A 21151-nucleotide genomic window follows, 5' to 3' on the forward strand; every position below is an offset into this window, starting at 1 on the left:
ATGAGTTTGGATGAAATACTTTCTGTAAAAAACCTCGATGTCACTTTCGATACTTATGCCGGGGTGGTCCAGGCAGTCAGGAACGTCTCCTTTGATTTGAAAAAGGGCGAGACTCTGGCAGTTGTAGGTGAATCCGGTTCTGGCAAATCAGTGATGTCGAAAAGTATCATGGGGCTTATACCCGAACCTCCGGGGAAAATCAGCGGAGAATATATAAAATATAAAGATGAAGATATATTGAAATATAATAAAAAAAAGTTGAGGAAATTGAGAGGATCAGAAATATCAATAGTATTCCAAGATCCGATGTCATCCTTAAATCCGACCATGACCGTGAAAAACCAGATTATAGAAGGGATTTTGACACATAGTAAAATATCGAAGAAAGAGGCTGTAGGGAGGGCAATCGAAATATTGGGTTCAGTGGGGATACATGAACCTGAAAAAAGGATCAATCAATATCCCCATCAGTTTTCCGGAGGCATGCAGCAAAGAGTGGTCATAGCCATGGCATTGGCATGCGATCCCGAAATACTGATAGCGGATGAACCAACGACTGCTTTAGACGTTACAGTACAGGCGCAGGTGATCGATCTGTTCAAGAAAATTCAAAAGGAACGCGGCACCTCAATCATATTCATCACCCATGACTTGGGTGTGGTAGCCAATATTGCAGATCGGGTTGCGGTCATGTACGCCGGAAAGATAGTGGAGATAGGAAAAGTGGAAGAGATCTTCTATAATCCGCAGCATCCCTACACCAAAGGCTTGTTGAAAGCCATGCCGAATCTGGAGCATTCCCACGATACATTGATCTCGATTCCAGGCTCACCCCCAAATTTGATGAACCCCCCTGAAGGGGATGCATTTGCGATACGCAATAAAGCACCTCTGAAAATAGATTTCCTATATAATCCACCCATGTTCGAAGTGACGGAAACACATCACGCGGCGACTTGGCTGCTGCACGAAAAAGTGAGTAAGGCAGTAGAGGATGAAGTTGAAGAGATATTTGAATCCGATAAGGATGAGGAAGTACGGAGCGAGAAAAAGATAGGAAGCAACAAGCTATTGGAAGTGAAAGGCCTTAAACAGCATTTCAATAAAGGCCAGAAAAACGAAGTAAGGGCAGTAGACGGGGTGAGTTTCGAAATCTACGAGGGGGAAACCTTCGGGCTGGTAGGTGAGTCGGGGTGCGGGAAATCGACCACGGGCCGGAATCTAGTCAATTTATATCAATCGACAGAAGGCGAGATACATTTTAAAGGCAAGAGTCTGGCAGAGAAGAACAAATTGGAACTTCATAAGCAGATGCAGATGATTTTCCAGGATCCGTACTCATCTCTGAACCCACGTTGGACCGTAGAGGATATCATCGCAGAAGGAATGGATATACACGGTCTATATCAAAATAAGAAAGAACGTAGGGAAAAAGTAAAGGCATTATTGGAAACAGTAGGGTTGAATTCTGAACATGCCACCAGATACCCCCACGAATTCAGTGGGGGACAGAGACAGCGGATAGGGATTGCCAGAGCCCTCGCCGTAGAACCGGAATTCATCGTTGCGGACGAACCCATTTCAGCATTGGATGTATCAATACAGGCTCAAATAATCAATCTGCTGAAAAAACTGCAGAATGAGAATGCACTGACATACTTATTCATCGCCCATGACTTGTCGATGGTGAAACACATCAGTGACAGGATCGGGGTAATGTATAAAGGTAGATTAGTGGAAGTTGCAGATAGTGATGAACTATTCGAAAACCCTTTGCATCCATATACGCAGTCTTTGCTTGGCGCCATACCGGTGCCTGATCCGCGCAATGAAAAGAACCGAAGTAAGGAAGAAGACATCGCCTGGGAGAAGGTCAAGGATCCCGGCCAGATGAGGGAAGTGACCCCGGGGCACTTCGTGTCATGCACCGAAAAAGAAATGGAAGCATATAGACAAGAGCAGGTTGAAGGTAAAGGGGTGGAATGGATTGAAGACAGTAAGTAAAAAAACAGTTTTAATTTATCTCACTGCAGCAGCCTGTCTCATATTATTGCCTGTTGCCGTAAACATACCGATAGAATATCTTAACTTATTTTTCATGGTTGGGCTACTGCTGTTCATAGCCGGCGGATTCATGTGGATGATGAATAAAGGGGTCTACAATGCGATATTCAATAACTTCAAGAAAATCTTAAGACATGATTCGAAATTGGAGACATTCGTTGCGGAGCAGGATGCTGAGCTTAAAGATAAGCGGAACTTTCGAAGAACTGGCTCAGGGTTATGGGTGTTGTCCATGGGCATCTTACTTATAGTATTTTCCACTATTGTTTCCATGTATTGAGAAAAAATGAATTTCATTAAAAGGAGAAATCGATTTGAACAGAATAGATGAGCTGATCGGGGAATTCGATGATTTTGGGATAGAAGCAGTGATGATTTCGGGGCTTTGGAATATACGGTATCTCTCCGGGTTTACCGGCAGTAATGGCGTGCTGATCATCACCCGCAATGAAAAACTATTGGTTACAGACTACCGGTATTTCGAGCAGGCCAAACAACAGACTGATTTCGAAATAATCCTCCATGCAGGCCACACGGGCCACAAAGGGAAAATCTATGAAGCGGTGGCTCGTCAACTCAACGAAAGAAATATAAAAAAATTGGGTTTTGAAGAGCGGCATATCAGTTTTGGTCTGCATAAGTGGCTCGATGAAATGTTCGATGGTGAGTTGGTGCCATCCTATGACATTGTAGAAAACATCAGAATGATCAAATCACCCGATGAATTGGATAAAATCAGAGAGGCTTGCCGGATTACGGATGAAGCCTATCTACACATTACAAACTTCATCAAAGTAGGCATGACTGAACTGGAAGTGGCTGGTGAACTGGAAGATTTCATGAAGAAAGAAAACGGCTATGCAGCTGGATTTCCACCCATTGTCGCCTCTGGTTCAAGGTCTTCCCTGCCGCATGGGAGGGCGACCGGCAAAAAGATTGAGAAAGGTGAAATGATCACTATAGATTTCGGGGCATGTTACGACGGGTATTGGGCAGATATTTCCAGAGTCGTATCCATGGGCGAACCGTCAGATAAAATGAAGGAGATACATGATGTCGTGCTGACTGCGTTCAATAATTGCGTGGATAACATCAAACCCGGCATGCAGGACACCGAGGTCGACCATCTGATGCGGGAGCATCTCATTAAGACGGGCTACAATGCGCAGTCAGGGACAGGGACGGGTCATGGAATTGGATTGGAAGTACACGAGAAGCCCCTGTTTTCTGTCCAAAAGGATAAAGTACTGGAAAAAGGCATGACGGTCTGTGTGGAACCCGGCATCTACCTGCCTCGTGTCGGCGGTGCAAGGGTGGAGGATGTCTTGCTCATCAACGATCAGGGATGCGAAGTATTGACCCCGTCAACAAAAGAATTAGTGGTTATTGAAGTATAAAAATGAACCCCAATTCCACATGGAATTGGGGTTCATTATGTTATCTGCAAGGTGCTAGACACCCTGCATCATAATGCTTCAGAAATCTAGAGGTCCATTTCATCCGGTGTCATGCCGGAGAATCCGACGTTGTCCATCGCGTCCATCTGCTTCATGTCCTCATCGCTGATTTCAAAGTCGAAGAGGTGTGTGTTTTCTTCGATGCGTGAAGGGGTCACGGATTTCGGCAGTGGCAGGATGCCATTCTGCATGACATATCTGATGCACAGCTGTGCCACGGATTTATCATATTTCTGGGCAATTTTCTTGAGGTCTTCATTTTCGAGCAGGCGGCCGGACCCGATCGGGCTCCATGCTTCAACGAGAATGTCGTGCTGCTTGCAGTAGGCGACGGTCTCATCCTGTGTGTACCCCGGATGATATTCGATCTGGTTGACCATTGGTTTGATTTCCGTGTTGACGAGCGCTTCCAAATGGTGTGGCATGAAGTTGGAGACGCCGATGGCTTTGATCTTGCCTTCTTTATAGAGCTCGGTCATCGCTTTCCACGTATCGAGGTTAATGGTTTCCCAGTCGTCAGACTGTTTCTTGTTTGCTGGCCAGTGGATGAGGTAGAGGTCAAGGTAATCCGTACCGAGTGCTTTCAGAGTGCTGTCGAAAGCGGCTTTCGTCGTCTCATAGCCCCGTTCGGAATTCCATAGCTTGCTGGTGATGAACAGATCTTTACGGTCCACCCCGGATTCCCTGATTGCCTGGCCGACGCTGCCTTCATTTTTATATGCAGCTGCCGTATCGATGTGGCGGTAGCCGGATTCGATCGCCTTCTTGACGGCGTTGACCGCAGTTTCCCCGTCTGGTGTCTGCCATGTGCCGAAGCCGACGCCCGGAATCTCGGTGCCGTTGTGCAATTTGAATGTATCTGTCAATGTCTTCATCTGTCTATCCCTCGCATTTCCTCTGTTTATTTAATACAGCCCCCATTTTATCACGCATGGAAATCGAGCGTTAATGATGTGCACGCTGTGCCAGGTCATGGGCGCAAAAATGGTATGATTGGGGAAAAGAGGGAGGCAGAATCTTATGGAACTGTATCATTTTGAAGAAGAGATGTCGGGCACACCGGAGAGATTGTTCACCATAGTCAATGATGATGAGGAATTGAAGTCGTGGAGCCCGATCTTTGAAGGCAACGACTATCTGACTGAGGCAGAACGGGGAGTCGGCGCCCGCTTCATCACAAAGTTGAAGGTGCTGAACCGTACATACCGCTTCCGGTCTGAGATTACGGAATATGAAAAGAACCAGCATGTTGAAGTGAAGACCGTGCTCAAGCAGGGTGTGATTGTATCAACTTTTAAATTGGACTCTGCTACAGCACACACGACGATGGTGCAGGTGACAAGCACATTCGATCCCGGAAAGCGGAAATACGCGTTTATGCTTAAAGGGGTGAAGCCGGTCATCAAGCAGGTGCTGGACCGTCAGATGAAGAAGCTTGGCGATATGGCCGGGCGCTGAAGGCATAAAAAAAGAAGCGGATGACATTCATCCGCTTCGGTAGTACGCTACAACAATTCGAATTTGAGCATATCGATGACGCCGCTTGAAGGGCTTGGGAAGGCGAAAATCATGGCAGAGAGGTCCTGCGCCGTCACTTTCTGGTTGACTGCGAAAGTGAGGACGTTGACCAAGTCAGCTGCATCATTGCCGTATATTTCAGCGCCGACCAGACGTTTGTCCTGGTCGATGATGATATCCATCTGGGCATCGGTTTCGTTCTTGTACTCAAACAACAGCCGTTTGCCGAACTCGACCGTTTTGACGGTGAGGGCGTCATCTTCCTCCGCTTCGGCAACTGTCGTGCCGATTGTGGCAAGGCGCGGCAGTGTATAGAGTACATTCGGGATGGCCGGGTATTTGAGCGGTTCCGTATTCATGCCGGTGATATGCGCGGCAATGTATTCCGACTCGAATGTGGCGGTCGGCGTGAGTTTTGGAATCGTCTTGTCCAGCACATCGCCGCTTGCGTAGATGTTCGGTTGTGCGGTACGCAGGTAGCCGTCTGTCTGGATGCCGTTTTTCGTATATCTGACTCCGGCATTCTCAAGACCGAGCCCGGCGACGTTCGGTACGCGTCCGGTGGCATCGATGATGCAGTCGGTGGATAGTGTCATACCGGATTCGGTACGCAATGTATAGCGCCCGCCATCCTTCGAGATTTCGGCAGTATCTTCATTGTAGTGGAAATGGACGCCTTCCGACTCGAGTTTTTTGGTGAGCATGCCGACATGCTTGCGGTTGAAGCCACGGAGCATTTCATCGGAATGGGTGATGATATGGACTTCCGCCCCCGTCTTGATGGCGATGGAGGCGAATTCTGCCGTGATGAAGCCACCCCCGATGAATGTGATGTGTTCCGGCATGGACTCCATATCCATGAAGTCACGGCTGTTGCTGGTGTATTCTTTGCCCGGTATGTCGAGTGCGTTGCTGTGCTGGCCGGTTGCGATGATGATTTTATCGGACGTGAACGTCTCTTCACCGACTGCGATGGTGTGGGCATCCTGCAGGGTGCCATGATTCATGTGGATGTCGATGCCCTGCTGTTCGAACATCTGCCTGAGGCCTTCTGACATCGGTGGGATGACTTTTTTCTTGTAGTCCATCAATGAGGGCCAGTCGACTGTAGTGTCTTGGCTGAGGATGCCTTTATAGTGTCCGAGTTCTTCAAGCACTTCAAATGGTCCTTCGAGCAGGATCTTCGGGTTGCAGCCGAAGTTGGTGCAGGTGCCGGCGATGGTGTCCTCCTCGATGATGGCAACTTTCATGTCCGCTTGGACGAGCGCCATTGCAGCGTGCCATGCAGCATGTCCACTGCCGATGAACGTCACATCGTAATCATATCGTGTCATAGTATCCGTACCTCCGTTGATTTGAATCTGGTCTGTCACACTTAAAGATTAAATAAGCGCCTACGTGATTACAAATGATGTGCCTTGAGATAATATTCATTTGCACAAGGCGGGCGGCTCGTCTACTATAAAATTAACACAATGAAGCGGGAGGCCGTAGTATGAAGAAGAAGGAAAAAAGCGCGCAGCTCGCAGGAAGACATGCGGATATATTCCGATGTCCAATATGTGGGGCAGATATGCATGTCAGGGAGCAGGCCTCACTCGTGTGCCGTAATGCACATGCATTCGATTTCGCCAAACAAGGCTACGTCAATATGCTGAACAAGCCGGTCAAGACCCAATACGACAAGGCGTTGTTTGAACACCGGCATGCCTTTATTACAGAAAGTGGCTTCTATCAGGCACTGCATACGGCGATTGCCGAAACGGTGGGCCAGATGACGGGTGAGTCAAGTTTGAAGGTGTTGGATGCCGGCAGCGGGGAAGGGTCCCACCTTGCCGGCATTATGTCACACATCGATGGGGCGGATGCGGTCGGTGTGGGGGTCGATATTGCGAAAGACGGCATCATGATGGCAGCGAAGCACTATCCTGAACAGCTGTGGCTGGTGGGCGATCTGGCGGATCTGCCGATTGCCGATGCCAAGAGCGACGTCATCTTGAATATACTGTCGCCGGCGAGCTACGACGCCTTCAATCGGGTGTTGGCGCCAGGCGGACGTGTCATCAAAGTTGTGCCAGGCGCGGATTATCTGAAGGAACTGCGTGAGGCACTCTATCAGGGAACAGATAAGGCGCGGTACGACAATGCCGACACGGTGGCATTGTTCGAAGCGCAGTACGGGCCTTTTGAGCGTGTGCATATCAAGGAACAAGTACCGCTCGATGAAGCGGCCCTGCGGCATCTTTGTGGGATGTCCCCGCTGGCCTGGAACCAGGCGCCGGGCGAACTCGATGATTTCATCACACAGGCGCAGACGGTGACGCTCGACCTTGAAATTTTGATTGGACATAAATAAGAGCAGCCGGAAGGCATACAGGAAGGAGGCGGTCGCATGGATGAGTGGTACAAGATAGATAATACCGGAAAGATATTCCATGCGGTATCGGATGCGACGAACTCTGCGGTATTCCGGGTGGCGATGATCCTGGGTGAGAAGGTCGATGGACAAACACTGCAGGAAGCGCTCGATATCGTCGCAGTGCGTTTCCCGACGCTCAAGGTACGCGTGCGTAAAGGGCTGTTCTGGGACTTTATGGAGCATAATGATGAACTGCTCAGCGTCAAGCGGGAGGGCGCACATCCATGTGCCCCGATTGATGCGAAGGAAAATAACGCCTACCTCATCCGGGTGCTTTATTTCGACCGGCGCATCTCGGTGGAAATCTTCCACTCGGTGACCGATGGCGGCGGCGCGGTGGAGTTTCTGAAGACGCTCGTCTACCAATATCTGATGCTGCGCGGCATGGAAGACCCGGTTGGGAATGATATCCTGGTGCCGGAAGACCCGCCGCGGCCGGAGGAGATGGAAGACAGCTTCGAGCGCTTTGCGACGTCCCGGAACATCAAGCGTACGGGTCCGCGGCTGAAGCCGTCCTATCAGATCAAAGGCGTGCCGATCGAACCGCCGGGCATCAACGTCATCCACGGGGTGATGGATGCCGGCAAGGTCAACGCCTTCGCCAAGGCACAAGGGACTTCGCTTACAGGTTTCCTGCTCAGCGTATTGATCCAGGCGATCCACGACGAGAAGAAAGCAGGCGACAGGCGGGAGGAACGGATCGCGATAGCGGTGCCCGTCAGCCTCAGACGGCATTTTCCATCCACAACATTGCGCAATTTCTTCTATGTCGCGAACATCGACGTCTCGATGGACGGCTATGTGACGTTTGATGACCTCATCAAAGATGTGTCGGCCCAGCTTGCCGATAAGACGGATAAGGAGAACCTGCAGGCCGGCATCAACCGCTTCGTCTCACTGCAGACCAACCCCCTGACCCGTGCTGTGCCGGTCATGCTCAAATATCCGGTCATGCGCTTTGGCTTCAACCAGCTCGGCGAACGGCTCAAGACGATGACGTTGTCGAACCTCGGCAACATCAAGCTGCCGGAAGCGATGAAACCATACGTCGACCGTATGGAAGTGGTGCTGTATCCGACCCGGAAGAGTCCGATCAACTGCGGCATCGGCACGTTGAACGACCGCCTCACGATCACATTTTCACGCTCGATCATGGCGCAGGAAATCATCCGCACATTCTTTATGCTGCTTAAGGAGAAGACTGGACAGGATATCACCGTCTACTCTAACGACTGGGGGGATGGGATATGACGGAATGCCCGAATTGTGGTGTCTGGGTGGGGCAGGTGGAATGTCCGCTGTGCGACGCACCCACCGGCATTGACAAACAAGACGGCGAAACCTGGTATCCGGACTACAACCGGGAGGAACAGCGCATAAAAGCCCGCATCACCAGAATCGCCATTTTCCTCGGGGTGCTGGCGGTGATTGCTTCATTGGCGGTCAACATCATCGTCATGCCCCAGTTCCTATGGGTATTCTACGTCGCCGTGGCCGTATTCTATGTGCTGGTATCACTCAGCCATACAATACTCTCGGCTTCCCATATCGGCGGCAAGATCACCGCGCAGGTGGTCAGCCTGACCATCCTGCTGTTGGTGATCGACGCGATGTCCGGCTCCGTCCAGTGGTCCGTCGATTACGTCGTACCGTTCCTGATCATCGGCGGCATCCTGCTGATGTCGATCTTCATGTTGCGTGTGCGCCTGAAATGGAGCGGCTATGTCAGCTTTCTGCTGCTGATGATTGCGCTCAGCTTCGTTCCGGGTCTGCTCCATTTGGTCGGCATGGCGACCGTCATGTGGCCGAGCGTCGTCGCACTGCTCTTTGGCGTCACGACGTTCACGCTGATCTTTGCATTCGCGACCCGCGCCTTCATGACCCAGCTCGGTCGGCGTTTCCATCTGTAATGGTACTCAGAGAGCCGCTCCTCTTCAGAGGGCACTTCAAAACGAAAGGGATGATTGCATGAAAGATGTCCTCAAAGCTTCAGCCATACTGGCGGGCGTCGGGGTTTTATCGTATTCGGTACGGGCGCGTCTGGTGGAAGAGCGGAGCATCGGCAGCAAGCTTGCTGAAGATATCATCCGCTTCGTCAACTTCGATCTCGAAGATGTGGATGAAAAGATGCTTGCCGATAACTTCAGGGAGAACCAGAAGGAACATAAGATACCGGAAGGCATACTGCGGTCGGAAATCGGCATCTCTCAACAGGCCGATATGAAAGTCTATCGGCTCCAGCCGCGCCAGAAGCAGGGTGACAGACGGGTACTTTATCTCCACGGCGGCGGCTACATCCATCAGCCATCGCTCTTCCATTGGATGTTTTTAGATGGGATGGTGGAGGATACGGGACTTGAATTCATCGTGCCGATCTACCCGAAAACCCCGGAATTTACTTATGATGATGCGTATGACGCGGTGGACCGGCTGTACCGTGAACTGCTGGATGAGGACCCGGAAGTGCCCGTGCTCATGGGGGATTCGGCCGGCGGCGGACTGGCTTTAGGATTCACCCAGTGGCTTGCGTCGATGCAGCTGCCCAAGCCATACGGGTTGATCCTCATATCACCCTGGCTCGACGTCACGATGACCCATCCCGAAATGAAGAAATATGCGGCACTGGACCCGATGCTGAAACCCGCCAACCTGAAAGTCATCGGCCGCATCTGGGCGGGTGACGCGGATCCGACCTACTACAAAGTGTCACCGATATACGGCAGTATCGACGGTCTGCCGAAGATCCATCTGTTCGTCGGCGAGCATGAAGTGTGCCTGCCGGACGCCCGGAAATTTGCCGGCATGCTTGAAGCGGCCGGTGCACCATATAGGTACTATGAATATCCGAAGATGAACCATGTCTTCCCGCAGTATCCGATCCGTGAAGGGGCACGGGCACGCCGGCAGATGCAGGAGATATTAAAAGACTGGGGGCAGGTGGCGCACAATGTATAAAAAGTTATTTTTGATTGCGGTTGTAATCCTAGTGTTCCTCGGCCTCTACGTCTTCGATTGGGTGGGACCGAAAAACCGGTCCATCGTCATTGTGGCATTCGTCGTCGGCATGCTGCCGCTCTATTTCCTTGTCAGCATAAAAGAGAAAAAGAAGAAGCGTAAAGAGGCGAAGATGGAAGAGTCGAGGTAAGAAATCTAGATCGATTGACGATGATTGTAAGGGGGAAGCAGCTATGGATATGGTCTTAAATCGATTTAAGGAGGAAGGGGGGCAAACTGATCTGCTCGCGCACTTCACACAGGGGGTGATGGAGCGGTCGGCAAAATTCCACCAGAGTGTGCCGGAGTATGCCGCTACACCGCTGGTTCACCTGGATGATTTGTCACAACAGCTCGGCGTCGCGAACATCTATGCCAAGGATGAATCGGAACGCTTCGGGTTGAATGCGTTCAAGGGGCTGGGCGGAATCTATGTCATGGCGGAATATTTCAGGCGGTACGAAGGCTTGGATTTCAATGATTACAATGAATTGCTGAAAATGCTTAAAACGCATCCCGGCGTGACATTCGCGACTGCGACAGATGGCAACCACGGCAAAGGGGTGGCGTGGGCGGCCAGTCTGCTCGGGCAGAAGGCCAAAGTGTTCATGCCTGAAGGGGCGGCCGAACACCGTCTTGAAGCAGTGCGGCAACTCGGGGCGGAAGCGACCGCCACCACACTCAACTATGATGACACCGTCAAAGAGACGGCCAACTTGGCAAAAGAGCATGGGTGGGTGCTGCTGCAGGATACAGCTTGGCCAGGGTATGACGAGATTCCGCTGATGATCATGGAAGGATACACGACGCTCATGTCCGAAGTCCATGCACAATTGGGGGATACTTCCTTCAACGACATCACGCATGTATTTCTGCAGGCTGGAGTGGGATCGTTCGTTGTTGCGATGACAGCCGCGGTACTCAGCAAAATGGACGGTAACCGCCCGCGGATCATCGTGGTTGAGGCCGGGGCGGCGGATTGCTTCCATCAATCGATGAAGGATACTTCCGGTAAATCGCAACAAGTCACAGGAAGCTTAAATACTGTGATGGCCGGCCTGGCATGTGGGGCGCCGAGTACCCAGGGCTTTGAGATGCTGAAAGCGTCAGCGGACGCCTTCATCCGCTGTGGGGACGGAACGAGTGAGCATGGCATGCGCCTCTATGGCAGGCCGACCGGTTCAGATGAACCTGTCGTTTCGGGTGCCTCCGGAGCCGTCACACTCGGCGCGCTGCACGCGCTGATGACAGAAGACGGATATTCACAAGCACGGCAGGCCCTCGGCCTGGACGGGTCATCCAATATCCTCCTTATCAATACAGAAGGGGATACGGATCCCGATCACTATAGGCAAGTGATGCGGGAGTGACAGTCACAGTGATTGAACCAGTGTCACATCTAAAGGAGGGGTAGCATCAATAAAGAAAGGAGTTTGATGACGGCCATCATCATCGGCTTCATCCTGTTTGCTGCAGCAGTCACGTACAGTATGACCACAGACGATAGCCCGTACAGACACCATACGGGTTTGGGTGAATCGATCGATATTTCTCCGGACGATGATCAGGTGGCCTTCTCCTACTATGATGACGGTAGGGAATCCATCTATATAGGAAATATCGGCGGGGGTACGGAAGAAATCGCGCTGACAGAAGAGGCGGATCATACCCAACCCCAGTTCACTCCGGATGGTCAAGGGTTGATGTACTTGAGCCGCTCGGAAGAGGGGGTACAGACACTTCATCTCCTGCCAGAGATAGGTGGCGAACCCATCCAGCTGACAAGCACTGACACTCATGTCTTTGAGGCTGCCATGTCACCGGATGGAGAAACAGTCTACTATATCGCAATGCCTTCAGAAGATCTGCTCGCGGCTCCTGAATCGACGGAAAACGGACGGGATCTCCACCGCGTCAGTAGAGAAGGCGATGCCCATGAAAAACTGACGGATAAGGATGCATTCGATATGCGGGGATTGAATGTTTCCGCGGATGGGGAGATGCTCCATTTCATGGAAGAGGAGATGCGTTCATATGACCTTAAGACCAAAGAAGAACACCCCTATGTGGGAATCGGAAGACCTGGCTACATCGGCGTCCCGACCCTGTCGTCTGACGGCGCTTCACTTGCCTATACAGCCCAGGCAGGCGAGTCGGATAAAGGCACCTACATCTATGAGCTGTTTCTGACGGACACTGAAACGGGAGAGATGGAGCAATTGACCAACCAAGATGCTTCGGTGACGTCCCCGGCATTCTTCAACGGTGAAGAGCGCCTCGCATTTTTGGTGCAGGAGGACTGGCCGTCCGAGCCGGCTGTCTATGAGATACAGACGATTTCCTATGAAGGGGATGACATGGCGCCGCTTGAAGTCGAGATGCCGGAAACTTCGGGTGGGGTGGATTTTGGGGCGATGTTGGATAAATCGATCAACACCGCAACCTTGACGCTCCTCTATCTGCTGACATTTGGGCTGGCCATCGTCTATGCGGAACTCCATGGCCGGGCACTCATTCCTGTTGCAGCCAGCGCCTTGTTGACTGTGCTGGTTATCACCACGATGTTTTTCGGGCTCGATGACCCATGGAGAACAATCGGAATGATGATGCTTTCCGTATGGCTGCTCGGTTGTACAGGTGTACTGCTGGTGTTTGCCTTGCTCTACAGAAGGACGGTGCGACACAGAAGAAAGTGAAGATGCTCAGATTATACAGAGAAAGCCTCCACCAAAAGGGTAGAGGCTTTCTTTATGTGTCATTCTGGATTGCTGATATAGCGTCTGATGTGTTTGGCCGTCACCGATGACTCGACATCAAGCAGGCCGGAGGGCGCACCGCTGTAGAGTATGGCACCGCCCTTTAGACCGGGGCCTGGACCGACATCGATGATCCAATCGGCATGGGTCATCATGGTGAGGTTATGTTCGATCAGGATGACGGTGTTGCCCTGGTCGATCAGCTCCTGGAAGCATTCGAGTAGAGTCGGAATGTCATCTTCATGCAGCCCGGTCGTCGGTTCATCAAATATGAAGACCTGGCCTGTCGCCTCGCCATCGAGGTAGCGGCTGAGCTTGACCCGCTGTATCTCACCGCCAGACAATGTATCGAGCGACTGGCCGAGGGTCATATAGTGGAGCCCTGTATCCTGCACGGTTCTCAGGCGTTCGATGACATGGGCGTTGGTCTTGAAGACGCTCAATGCCTCCTCGACGGTAAGCGCCAGTATATCAGCGATGGAATAGCCATCGACTGTGGCCGCCAATGCTTCTGGCTTATAGCGGGTGCCGCCGCACACTTCACAAGTCTGGGAGAAGTCCGGCATGAAGGCGAGCTCCGTCTTCAATACGCCTTTGCCGTTGCATTCCGGGCAGGCGCCTTCAGAATTGTAGCTGAACATGCCCTTGCGCAGTCCCGTCTGCTTGCTGAAGAAGGTCCGGATGTCATCGAAGAGGTCCATGTAGGTCAGCAGGTTCGAACGGTTCGAAGCATGGACCGGCTTCTGGTCGATGAATATCGCATCCGGATCATCGCGGAAGCCAGTCTTGATCAGTGTACTCTTACCGGAACCGGCCACCCCGGTCACGACGGACAGCACATTTTTCGGGATGTCGACGGAGACATCCTTCAAGTTGTTTCTGGTGATGTGCTTGAGGCTGATGAAGTCTGACGGGCGCCTCGGCTGTGCTTTCAGCTGATGCGGACGGTCGAGTGCCGTCGCTGTCGGCGTATCGGTCTTCATCAGTTCCTCATACGACCCCGTAAAGATGATTTCGCCACCGTGCTGGCCGGCACCGGGACCGATGTCGATGACATGATCGGCGATCTGGACGACGTCGGGATCATGTTCGACGACAAGGACGGTGTTGCCCTTATCCCGGATGGAGCGCATGATCGTATTGATCTTTTCGATATCTTCCGGATGCAGGCCGACACTCGGCTCATCGATGATGTAGACCAGATCGGCCAGCGGACTGTTCAAGTGGCGGATGAGTTTGATGCGCTGGGATTCCCCGCCTGAGAGGGAAGGTGTCTCACGGGCAAGCGTCAAATAGTTGAGTCCGACATACGACAGGGACTCCATCTGCGCGAGCAGCGGCCGGATGATGTATTCGGATTTCGGGTCGTCGAGCTGTTTGAGAAACGGGATGGCCTCCTCGATGGACAGATTTGTGAAATCCGCGATATCCATGCCATCGATCTTGCATGACAGCACCGTGTCGTTCAGGCGCTTGCCGTTGCAGTCGGGGCAGTCGCGGCTTGTGACGACGCGGTTGACATCGTTGATGAAGCGCTTCTTCTCGAAGTTGTCATTGAGCAGGAACGACCGTCTGAAGCGGTGGATCAGCCCTTCGAACTGTGCCGTACGCGGCCAATTCGAAGGTGGGTTCTTAAGACGTGTCGGCTTCGTGTACAAGAAGGTCTCCATTTCCTCATCCGTATAGTCGCGCAGCTTCTTATCGTTGTCGAACAGACCGCTGTAGAGATAGCGTTTGCCGCGCCAGCTGTCCGGGCGGAAGGATGGGAATTTGATCGCATCTTCATTCAGCGACTTGTCGTAGTCGAGCAGTTCATCGAGGTCAATATCTTCGACATACCCCAATCCCTGGCAGCGTTGGCACATGCCGCTTGGATTGTTGAACGAGAAGACGTTGGAGTAGCCGACGAACGGTTCCCCGATCCTCGACCACAATAGACGGACCGACGAGTATATGTCGGAAATCGTGCCGACCGTGGAACGGGAATTGCCGCCGAGGCGCTTCTGGTTGATGATCATCGCCACCGGCAGGTTCTCGATCTGATCGACGTCCGGCTTCTCGTACTGCGTCATCTGATTCTGCAGATAGCTTGAATACGTTTCGTTCAACAGGCGTTCCGATTCAGCTGCGAGTGTATTGAACACAAGCGATGACTTGCCTGAGCCGGAGCGTCCAGTAAAGACAGTCAGGGTATGTTTTGGTATATCGACGCTCACATTCTTCAAGTTATTCTGATTGGCGCCTTTGATGCGTATATATGACATTCGGTTCACCTCCCTGTCACTCTACCCGAAAAACAGGCGTTTAATAGGGAAGAAATCATTTCTTTCCGGTTTTAGTAATTTTCGAAGAAATCCTGCAGTACACGCACGCCCTGCTGGATATCCGCAATATGGGTGAATTCTGCCGGATTATGGCTGATGCCTGCAATGCTCCTCACGAACAGCATGGTAATCGGGTGCCTTGTGCCGATGGCCATGGCGTCATGCCCCGCGCCGCTCGGCAGATGGACGGGCATCAATCCATTGCGGTCGAAGGACTGCTCCATCTTTTCGATGACCTCAGCCTGGATGGGGATCGGCATGATGCGGGTCGTCAGATCGACATCGACCGTGACGCTGCTGCCTTCAACCGTCCGTTCGGCATGGTTGCGAACGGCATCGATGAGCGCAGATTGCAGCTCGACGTCTATATCCCGGGCATCGACGACAAGCGACACTTCGCCCGGGATGACATTGACGCCGCCCGGTTCGACATTGATCTTGCCCACTGTGGCGACTGCCGTCTCACTGATGCCCTGGGCGACCTGGGGTAGAGTCGAGATGAATTCGGATGCCTTGACCAGCGCATCCTGACGTCCCGGCATCGGGGTGCTGCCGGCATGGCCCGCTTCTCCATGGAATACGACACTGGTGCGCGTCGCCCCGGCAATGCCGCTGACGATGCCAAGCGGCAGATTCTTCTCTTCGAGCTGTCTGGCCTGTTCAATATGGACCTCCGCATACATTTCAATCGGATAATCAGGTCCCTCCGCGTCCAGGAAATGTGTGCGGTCCAACCCGGCTGCGTCCATGACGGCGTCAAAGTCCTGACCGGAAGGGTCCTTATATTTATCCACTTCCCCTTCCGTCAACATCCCCATAAAAGCCCGGCTGCCGGTCAATCCGCTGTTGAAGCGGCTGCCTTCTTCATCGCTGAAGACGGCTACTTCATAGGAGTACTTCGGTTTGTATCCCGCCTCATGCCACAGTGTTGCGATCTCGAGCGCGGTAAGCACGCCGGCGACACCATCAAAATGTCCCCCGTCCGGCACGGTGTCGAGATGCGAACCGGCCATGAAGACTTTCGAATCGTTTTGTCCCGGGTATCTGCCGAAGACATTACCGGCGCCGTCGCGGCGCACCGTCATGCCGATCTCCTCCATCCATTTGATGACCTGCTGCTTAGCTGCCTCCTCTTCCTTCGAATACCCCATGCGCCGCGACCCTTGATTTTTCGTCATGCCGATTTCGGCGATGGTCATGAACCGTTCGTGGAGTCTATGGCCGGAGGCATCCTCCAGCTGTTCTGCCTTCATCCTATCCAAGAAGTATCGTGTCATTTTTATGCTCCTTCATTTAAGTAATGGTCTTTCATCTTTGTCCATAATAGTATACGATATTAGATGAAAAAAGTGTGAAAATTCAGTTTGGAGGCAAAGGCATGAAAATCAGACAGTTTGCAGAAGATGCACTGACGATATATTTGGGCGACGAAATCGATGAAGCGGTGAATCGACAGATCGTCGCCCTGCGCCATCATATAGAAGCACAGTCCTTTGAAGGCGTGGTGGAGGTCATACTGTCGTATACAAGTCTCATCATCCATTTCGAAGTATTTTCTGTAGACTTGGAAAAACTTAAGGCAGCTCTTGAGAAAATAGATATCGATGCACTTGTGCAGGAGCCGTTCCAGTACCGGGTCATCGAAATACCCGTGTGCTACGGCGGGGAGTATGGGCCGGACATCGGTCATTTTGAAGCATCGGGCTTGTCCGAGGAAGACGTCGTGCGCCTGCACGCGGATACCGAGTATCTCGTCTATATGCTTGGGTTCATGCCGGGGTTTCCATTCCTTGGCGGTCTCGACGAACGATTGCATAAAGATCGGCTGGAAACGCCCCGGGTCAGCATTCCGGCAGGTTCTGTCGGGATTGGGGGACGACAGACGGGCATGTACCCGTTCGAGTCACCAGGCGGCTGGCACCTGCTCGGCCGCACGCCCGTTCCACTTTTTGATGCGGATAGAAACCCGGCGATCCTCTACGGGGCGGGGGACCGCATCGTCTACCGTTCGATCGGGGAAGACGAGTACAAGGATATCGAAAAGCGTGTCGCCCAAGGGGACTATGAAGTGAACAGCGAGGTGAGGAACAAATGACGGGGATTCTGAAAGTACTGAAGCCAGGGGTCTACACGACCGTCCAGGACCTCGGCCGCTACGGCCATCAGTCAGAGGGCTTTTCGCCCGCCGGGGCGATGGACTACCGGGCGTTCCGCTTGGCGAACCAGTTGCTTGGCAACACGGAAAATGCCGCCGCACTTGAAATGACGCTGCAGGGCGGCACATTCGAGGTGCTCTCTGACACTTTCATTGCGACGGCCGGCGCCGAGATGCCGATTGATATAGATGGCAGCAGCCATCCTTCAGGGATTGCCATCCCAGTCCTAAAGGGCAGCATAATCACCATCGGTGCAGCCGCCAGTGGTGCCCGCACTTATCTTGCCGTAGCCGGTGGCTTCAAGGTCAGGCGGGTGCTCGGCAGCGCCTCAACCCATGCCAGAAGCGGCATCGGCGGATATAGTGGGCGTCCACTCAAGGCTTCCGATCGGCTTGCTGCATACGGTGGACAGGTGCACAAAATCGCTCAGCAACGTGTTCAGATACCTGCAGGGGATGATGTCGTCCATGTGGTGCCGGGCCAGCAGTTCGAGCGTTTCGATGAAGCCATGCAGCACACATTTTTTGAAGGCGAGTATGAATTGACGAAGGACGCAGACCGCATGGGAGCCCGCCTGAAAGGGCCAGAACTTGAAGCCGACTCCCATGATGTATTGTCGGAACCGACACAATTGGGCAGTATACAAGTGCCGAAGGGCGGTCAGCCGATTGTGCTGCTGAATGACCGGCAGACCGCCGGCGGCTACGCAAAGATCGCAACGGTCGTCCGGGCGGATATCCCGAAATTCGTCCAGAAGCAACCTGGAGAGACAATCAGGTTCAAGGCCGTCACAGTGGAGGAAGCGACAGATATGTACAAAGCGGAAATGGCGCGGATTGAAGACGGCGCTTATATGAAGCCCAATAATGATTTCCGTGCGCATATTCGCCCGGTGTCAAAAAAGATCGAAAAATTAATGGGAGGTTAATTAAATGGATGTCAAAAAAGTGAAAGCCTATGCAGCGCTTATGCAGGAGCAGCAGTTGAAGGTGCTGACGGTGGAAGACGGGGACTTCAAGATTCATCTCGAAGCACAAGAAAAAACAAGTGCTCAGCCGCAGCCCGCAGTGAAGGATGATGCGGGAGACAGTGGGGCCCACACCATAGATGCCGGACAAGTGGGCACTTTCTATATAGACAAGGATGAAGACGGCAAGGAGACGTATACAGCTGAAGGTGAGGCTGTCAAAAAAGGGGACGTCCTCGGCGTCATTGAGGCGATGAAAGTATTCAACGATGTCGTGTCGGATGTTGACGGTACGGTGGAAGAAATACTCGTCGGCAATGGGGAAGGGGTCGAATATGGCCAACCGCTCATCTCCATCCGGCAGGAGGGGGACTGATGTGGAGAAAGTATTGATTGCGAACCGGGGAGAGATTGCCGTCAGGATCATCCGGACACTGAAGGAAATGGACATCAGGAGCGTGGCAGTCTACTCGGTAGCGGACGCAAGGAGTATGCATGTTGCGCTGGCGGATGAAGCGGTGTGCATCGGCCCCGCCCAGAGCGCAGACAGCTATCTGGACATCGACGCCATCGTCTCGGCAATTGAGGTCACAGGGGCGGACGCAGTCCACCCGGGCTACGGCTTCCTGTCGGAATCGGCGGAGTTCGTACGGCGGCTTGAAGAAATGGACGTGACCTTCATCGGGCCTACTGCGGAGACGATCTCCCGGATGGGGGACAAATCGGAAGCAAGGCAGACGATGAAGCAGGCGGGGGTACCCGTTATTCCAGGCAGCGAAGGCGTGGTGGAGACGTTCGAAGAAGTGGAGGATATTGCTGAGGAGATCGGCTTTCCGCTCGTCATAAAAGCGGCATCCGGCGGAGGCGGTAAGGGCATGCGCTTTGTGCATGAGTCTTCTGAACTCGAAAAGTACTTCAAGGAAGCGAAGAAGGAAGCGAAGAATGCATTCAACGACGACCGCATCTATGTCGAGAAGTTCATCGAAAAAGCGCGCCATATCGAGGTGCAGGTGATCGGGGACGGAAAAGGCAATGCGGTCCACCTCTACGAGCGTGACTGTTCGATACAGCGCAATAGCCAGAAGCTTATAGAAGAAGCGCCCGCCGCCATCCTGCCTGAGGCTTCCCGCAAAGACATTACAGAACGGACGGCCGCTGCCGTCGCAGACCTCCATTACCGCGGCGCCGGCACAGTCGAATACCTGTATGTTGAGGAAGAAGCCGCCTTCTACTTCATTGAAATGAATACCCGCATCCAGGTGGAGCATACGATATCGGAAGCCATCACCGGCATCGACATCGTACGTGCCCAAGTGGAGGTGGCCCGCGGCAAGCCGCTATCCATCAGACAGGAAGATGTAGGGATCTCAGGTTTTGCCATAGAGTGTCGCATCAATGCTGAAGACGCGGCAAACAACTTCATGCCCGCACCCGGCAAGATTGATATGCTCCACTTCGGCATGGGGCACGGCGTACGCATCGATTCCCACGTCTACCCGGGGTATGTGATTCCACCGCACTACGATTCCATGATCGCAAAGATCATAGTGCATGCCGAGACGCGCGCGCAAGCCATCCTCAAGATGCGCCATGTACTTGACGAGACAGTGATCGGAAGCATCTCGACAAACCTTGATTTCCAGCACTTTTTGATGAACCATCCAAACTATGGGAAGAATGACGTAGATATAAAATTCCTTGAGCGCAACGCAATAATCAATCAGGAGGAGATATGAATGCTTACAGTGGATTTGAATGCGGACCTTGGAGAAAGCTACGGCAACTACACGATCGGCAATGATCAAGACATCATCCCGTTCATCTCTTCGGCGAATGTGGCGTGTGGTTTCCACGCAGGGGACCCTTCCGTCATGCAGGAGACCGTGCGGCTGATAAAGGACAGTGGCGTAACAGGCATCGGGGCCCATCCGGGGTTTCCCGATTTATCGGGCTTCGGCCGGCGCTATATGGATATGACGGCAGATGAAATCAGCACGCTCATCATCTATCAGCTTGGCGCCCTTGATGGCTTCTGCCGTGCTCTGGGCCAAAGGATGAATCACGTCAAGCCGCACGGCGCGCTCTACAACGCCACATTCACCGACCCGGATCTCGCCCAAACCATTGCAGAGGCTGTGAAAACTTATAACCCCGACCTCAAACTCATGGGGCTATCCAATCAGAACTTGGTGAAAGCAGGGGAAGCTGCCGGCTTGGCAGTGCGGCACGAAGTCTTCGCCGACCGGGCATATGAGGCCGATGGTACACTGGTCAGCCGCCGCAAGGCGGGTGCGATGGTGACCGATACGGACGAAGCGGCGGCGCGCGTCATCCGGATGGTGACCGAAGGCCGAGTGGAAGCAATAGATGGATCTGATATCGAAATACAGGCCGACAGCATCTGTGTGCACGGGGATGGTGAGAAGGCGCTTGAATTCGTCCGGGAGATACGCCGGCGGCTGAAAGAGAATGACATTGAAATCAAAACGATGTAGG

Annotated in this window: 20 protein-coding genes; 16 read left to right on the forward strand and 4 right to left on the reverse strand. The window is 52.8% G+C overall.

Annotation, left to right across the window (positions count from 1 at the left end):
- Positions 1-6: 6 nt before the first annotated feature.
- Genes ACZ5LF_RS03160 through ACZ5LF_RS03170 form a run of 3 tightly spaced genes read left to right on the forward strand, consistent with a single transcriptional unit; the run spans position 7 to position 3461 of the window.
- On the forward strand, positions 7-2004 hold the full coding sequence (locus tag ACZ5LF_RS03160) for an ABC transporter ATP-binding protein (RefSeq protein ID WP_380569776.1): 1998 nt from the start codon (positions 7-9) through the stop codon (positions 2002-2004).
- The gene (locus ACZ5LF_RS03165) at positions 1988-2344 is read left to right on the forward strand and encodes a DUF3899 domain-containing protein (protein ID WP_380569777.1); all 357 of its coding nucleotides are present in this window, start codon (positions 1988-1990) and stop codon (positions 2342-2344) included. Before ACZ5LF_RS03160 ends, ACZ5LF_RS03165 begins: the two co-directional genes overlap by 17 nt.
- 34 nt (positions 2345-2378) lie before the next feature.
- Entirely contained in the window at positions 2379-3461 is a 1083-nt protein-coding gene (locus ACZ5LF_RS03170; protein WP_380569778.1) for a M24 family metallopeptidase, read from the forward strand.
- A gap of 86 nt (positions 3462-3547) precedes the next feature.
- Here the strand turns inward: ACZ5LF_RS03170 and ACZ5LF_RS03175 are convergent, their stop codons facing one another.
- Positions 3548-4396 carry an aldo/keto reductase gene (locus ACZ5LF_RS03175; protein WP_380569779.1) on the reverse strand — a complete coding sequence of 283 codons (849 nt, stop codon included), beginning with the start codon at positions 4394-4396 and terminating at the stop codon, positions 3548-3550.
- 145 nt (positions 4397-4541) lie between these two features.
- Here ACZ5LF_RS03175 and ACZ5LF_RS03180 point away from each other — a divergent pair, with 145 nt between their 5' ends.
- Positions 4542-4979: an SRPBCC family protein gene (locus ACZ5LF_RS03180; RefSeq protein WP_380569780.1), complete on the forward strand. Its 438-nt coding sequence runs from the start codon at positions 4542-4544 to the stop codon at positions 4977-4979.
- A gap of 47 nt (positions 4980-5026) precedes the next feature.
- Here the strand turns inward: ACZ5LF_RS03180 and ACZ5LF_RS03185 are convergent, their stop codons facing one another.
- Positions 5027-6373, reverse strand: a complete 1347-nt coding sequence (locus ACZ5LF_RS03185; protein WP_380569781.1) for a dihydrolipoyl dehydrogenase family protein — start codon at positions 6371-6373, stop codon at positions 5027-5029.
- A 161-nt stretch (positions 6374-6534) separates the two neighbouring features.
- On the opposite strand from ACZ5LF_RS03185, the gene ACZ5LF_RS03190 reads away from it, so the two are divergent.
- From ACZ5LF_RS03190 to ACZ5LF_RS03220, 7 genes are all read left to right on the forward strand, one after another.
- The gene (locus ACZ5LF_RS03190) at positions 6535-7395 is read left to right on the forward strand and encodes a putative RNA methyltransferase (RefSeq protein WP_380569782.1); all 861 of its coding nucleotides are present in this window, start codon (positions 6535-6537) and stop codon (positions 7393-7395) included.
- Positions 7396-7794: 399 nt separating this feature from the next.
- Complete coding sequence (locus tag ACZ5LF_RS03195) at positions 7795-8709, forward strand: alcohol acetyltransferase (protein ID WP_380569783.1); 915 nt, start codon at positions 7795-7797, stop codon at positions 8707-8709.
- Positions 8706-9368 carry a DUF6320 domain-containing protein gene (locus ACZ5LF_RS03200; protein ID WP_380569784.1) on the forward strand — a complete coding sequence of 221 codons (663 nt, stop codon included), beginning with the start codon at positions 8706-8708 and terminating at the stop codon, positions 9366-9368. Before ACZ5LF_RS03195 ends, ACZ5LF_RS03200 begins: the two co-directional genes overlap by 4 nt.
- Before the next feature lie 58 nt (positions 9369-9426).
- Positions 9427-10413 carry an alpha/beta hydrolase gene (locus ACZ5LF_RS03205; RefSeq protein WP_380569785.1) on the forward strand — a complete coding sequence of 329 codons (987 nt, stop codon included), beginning with the start codon at positions 9427-9429 and terminating at the stop codon, positions 10411-10413.
- Positions 10406-10603: a hypothetical protein gene (locus ACZ5LF_RS03210; RefSeq protein ID WP_380569786.1), complete on the forward strand. Its 198-nt coding sequence runs from the start codon at positions 10406-10408 to the stop codon at positions 10601-10603. The genes ACZ5LF_RS03205 and ACZ5LF_RS03210 overlap by 8 nt, the downstream gene beginning before the upstream one ends.
- Positions 10604-10646: 43 nt before the next feature.
- Positions 10647-11822, forward strand: coding sequence for a diaminopropionate ammonia-lyase (locus ACZ5LF_RS03215; protein ID WP_380569787.1), 1176 nt, complete (start codon positions 10647-10649; stop codon positions 11820-11822).
- A gap of 66 nt (positions 11823-11888) precedes the next feature.
- Positions 11889-13148, forward strand: coding sequence for a TolB-like translocation protein (locus ACZ5LF_RS03220; protein WP_380569788.1), 1260 nt, complete (start codon positions 11889-11891; stop codon positions 13146-13148).
- A 59-nt stretch (positions 13149-13207) separates the two neighbouring features.
- Here the strand turns inward: ACZ5LF_RS03220 and ACZ5LF_RS03225 are convergent, their stop codons facing one another.
- Both ACZ5LF_RS03225 and ACZ5LF_RS03230 read right to left on the reverse strand, forming a co-directional pair.
- On the reverse strand, positions 13208-15472 hold the full coding sequence (locus ACZ5LF_RS03225; RefSeq protein WP_380569789.1) for an ATP-binding cassette domain-containing protein: 2265 nt from the start codon (positions 15470-15472) through the stop codon (positions 13208-13210).
- Between the two features lie 71 nt (positions 15473-15543).
- Entirely contained in the window at positions 15544-16809 is a 1266-nt protein-coding gene (locus ACZ5LF_RS03230) for a M20 family metallo-hydrolase (RefSeq protein WP_380569790.1), read from the reverse strand.
- A 101-nt stretch (positions 16810-16910) separates the two neighbouring features.
- Between ACZ5LF_RS03230 and pxpB the strand changes: the two genes are divergently transcribed.
- The 5 genes from pxpB to ACZ5LF_RS03255 are packed head-to-tail and all read left to right on the forward strand — an operon-like array spanning position 16911 to position 21150.
- Positions 16911-17627 carry a 5-oxoprolinase subunit PxpB gene (gene pxpB, locus ACZ5LF_RS03235; RefSeq protein ID WP_380569791.1) on the forward strand — a complete coding sequence of 239 codons (717 nt, stop codon included), beginning with the start codon at positions 16911-16913 and terminating at the stop codon, positions 17625-17627.
- Entirely contained in the window at positions 17624-18616 is a 993-nt protein-coding gene (locus ACZ5LF_RS03240) for a 5-oxoprolinase subunit C family protein (RefSeq protein ID WP_380569792.1), read from the forward strand. Before pxpB ends, ACZ5LF_RS03240 begins: the two co-directional genes overlap by 4 nt.
- A 4-nt stretch (positions 18617-18620) precedes the next feature.
- Entirely contained in the window at positions 18621-19031 is a 411-nt protein-coding gene (locus tag ACZ5LF_RS03245) for an acetyl-CoA carboxylase biotin carboxyl carrier protein (RefSeq protein ID WP_380569793.1), read from the forward strand.
- Position 19032: 1 nt separating this feature from the next.
- Positions 19033-20391: an acetyl-CoA carboxylase biotin carboxylase subunit gene (gene accC / locus ACZ5LF_RS03250; protein ID WP_380569794.1), complete on the forward strand. Its 1359-nt coding sequence runs from the start codon at positions 19033-19035 to the stop codon at positions 20389-20391.
- Positions 20392-21150: a LamB/YcsF family protein gene (locus tag ACZ5LF_RS03255; protein ID WP_380569795.1), complete on the forward strand. Its 759-nt coding sequence runs from the start codon at positions 20392-20394 to the stop codon at positions 21148-21150.
- Position 21151 lies beyond the last annotated feature (1 nt).

The organism is Salinicoccus siamensis, assembly GCF_055391965.1.

Excerpts from the sequence above, each read along its gene's own strand:
- ACZ5LF_RS03255 (WP_380569795.1), top strand. The coding sequence starts at position 20,392 with ATGCTTACAGTGGATTTGAATGCGGACCTTGGAGAAAGCTACGGCAAC.
- ACZ5LF_RS03190 (WP_380569782.1), top strand. The coding sequence starts at position 6,535 with ATGAAGAAGAAGGAAAAAAGCGCGCAGCTCGCAGGAAGACATGCGGAT.
- pxpB (WP_380569791.1), top strand. The coding sequence starts at position 16,911 with ATGAAAATCAGACAGTTTGCAGAAGATGCACTGACGATATATTTGGGC.
- ACZ5LF_RS03210 (WP_380569786.1), top strand. The coding sequence starts at position 10,406 with ATGTATAAAAAGTTATTTTTGATTGCGGTTGTAATCCTAGTGTTCCTC.
- ACZ5LF_RS03180 (WP_380569780.1), top strand. The coding sequence starts at position 4,542 with ATGGAACTGTATCATTTTGAAGAAGAGATGTCGGGCACACCGGAGAGA.
- ACZ5LF_RS03225 (WP_380569789.1), bottom strand. The coding sequence starts at position 15,472 with ATGTCATATATACGCATCAAAGGCGCCAATCAGAATAACTTGAAGAAT.
- ACZ5LF_RS03215 (WP_380569787.1), top strand. The coding sequence starts at position 10,647 with ATGGATATGGTCTTAAATCGATTTAAGGAGGAAGGGGGGCAAACTGAT.
- ACZ5LF_RS03205 (WP_380569785.1), top strand. The coding sequence starts at position 9,427 with ATGAAAGATGTCCTCAAAGCTTCAGCCATACTGGCGGGCGTCGGGGTT.
- ACZ5LF_RS03240 (WP_380569792.1), top strand. The coding sequence starts at position 17,624 with ATGACGGGGATTCTGAAAGTACTGAAGCCAGGGGTCTACACGACCGTC.
- ACZ5LF_RS03175 (WP_380569779.1), bottom strand. The coding sequence starts at position 4,396 with ATGAAGACATTGACAGATACATTCAAATTGCACAACGGCACCGAGATT.
- ACZ5LF_RS03200 (WP_380569784.1), top strand. The coding sequence starts at position 8,706 with ATGACGGAATGCCCGAATTGTGGTGTCTGGGTGGGGCAGGTGGAATGT.
- ACZ5LF_RS03185 (WP_380569781.1), bottom strand. The coding sequence starts at position 6,373 with ATGACACGATATGATTACGATGTGACGTTCATCGGCAGTGGACATGCT.
- ACZ5LF_RS03230 (WP_380569790.1), bottom strand. The coding sequence starts at position 16,809 with ATGACACGATACTTCTTGGATAGGATGAAGGCAGAACAGCTGGAGGAT.
- ACZ5LF_RS03245 (WP_380569793.1), top strand. The coding sequence starts at position 18,621 with ATGGATGTCAAAAAAGTGAAAGCCTATGCAGCGCTTATGCAGGAGCAG.
- ACZ5LF_RS03220 (WP_380569788.1), top strand. The coding sequence starts at position 11,889 with ATGACGGCCATCATCATCGGCTTCATCCTGTTTGCTGCAGCAGTCACG.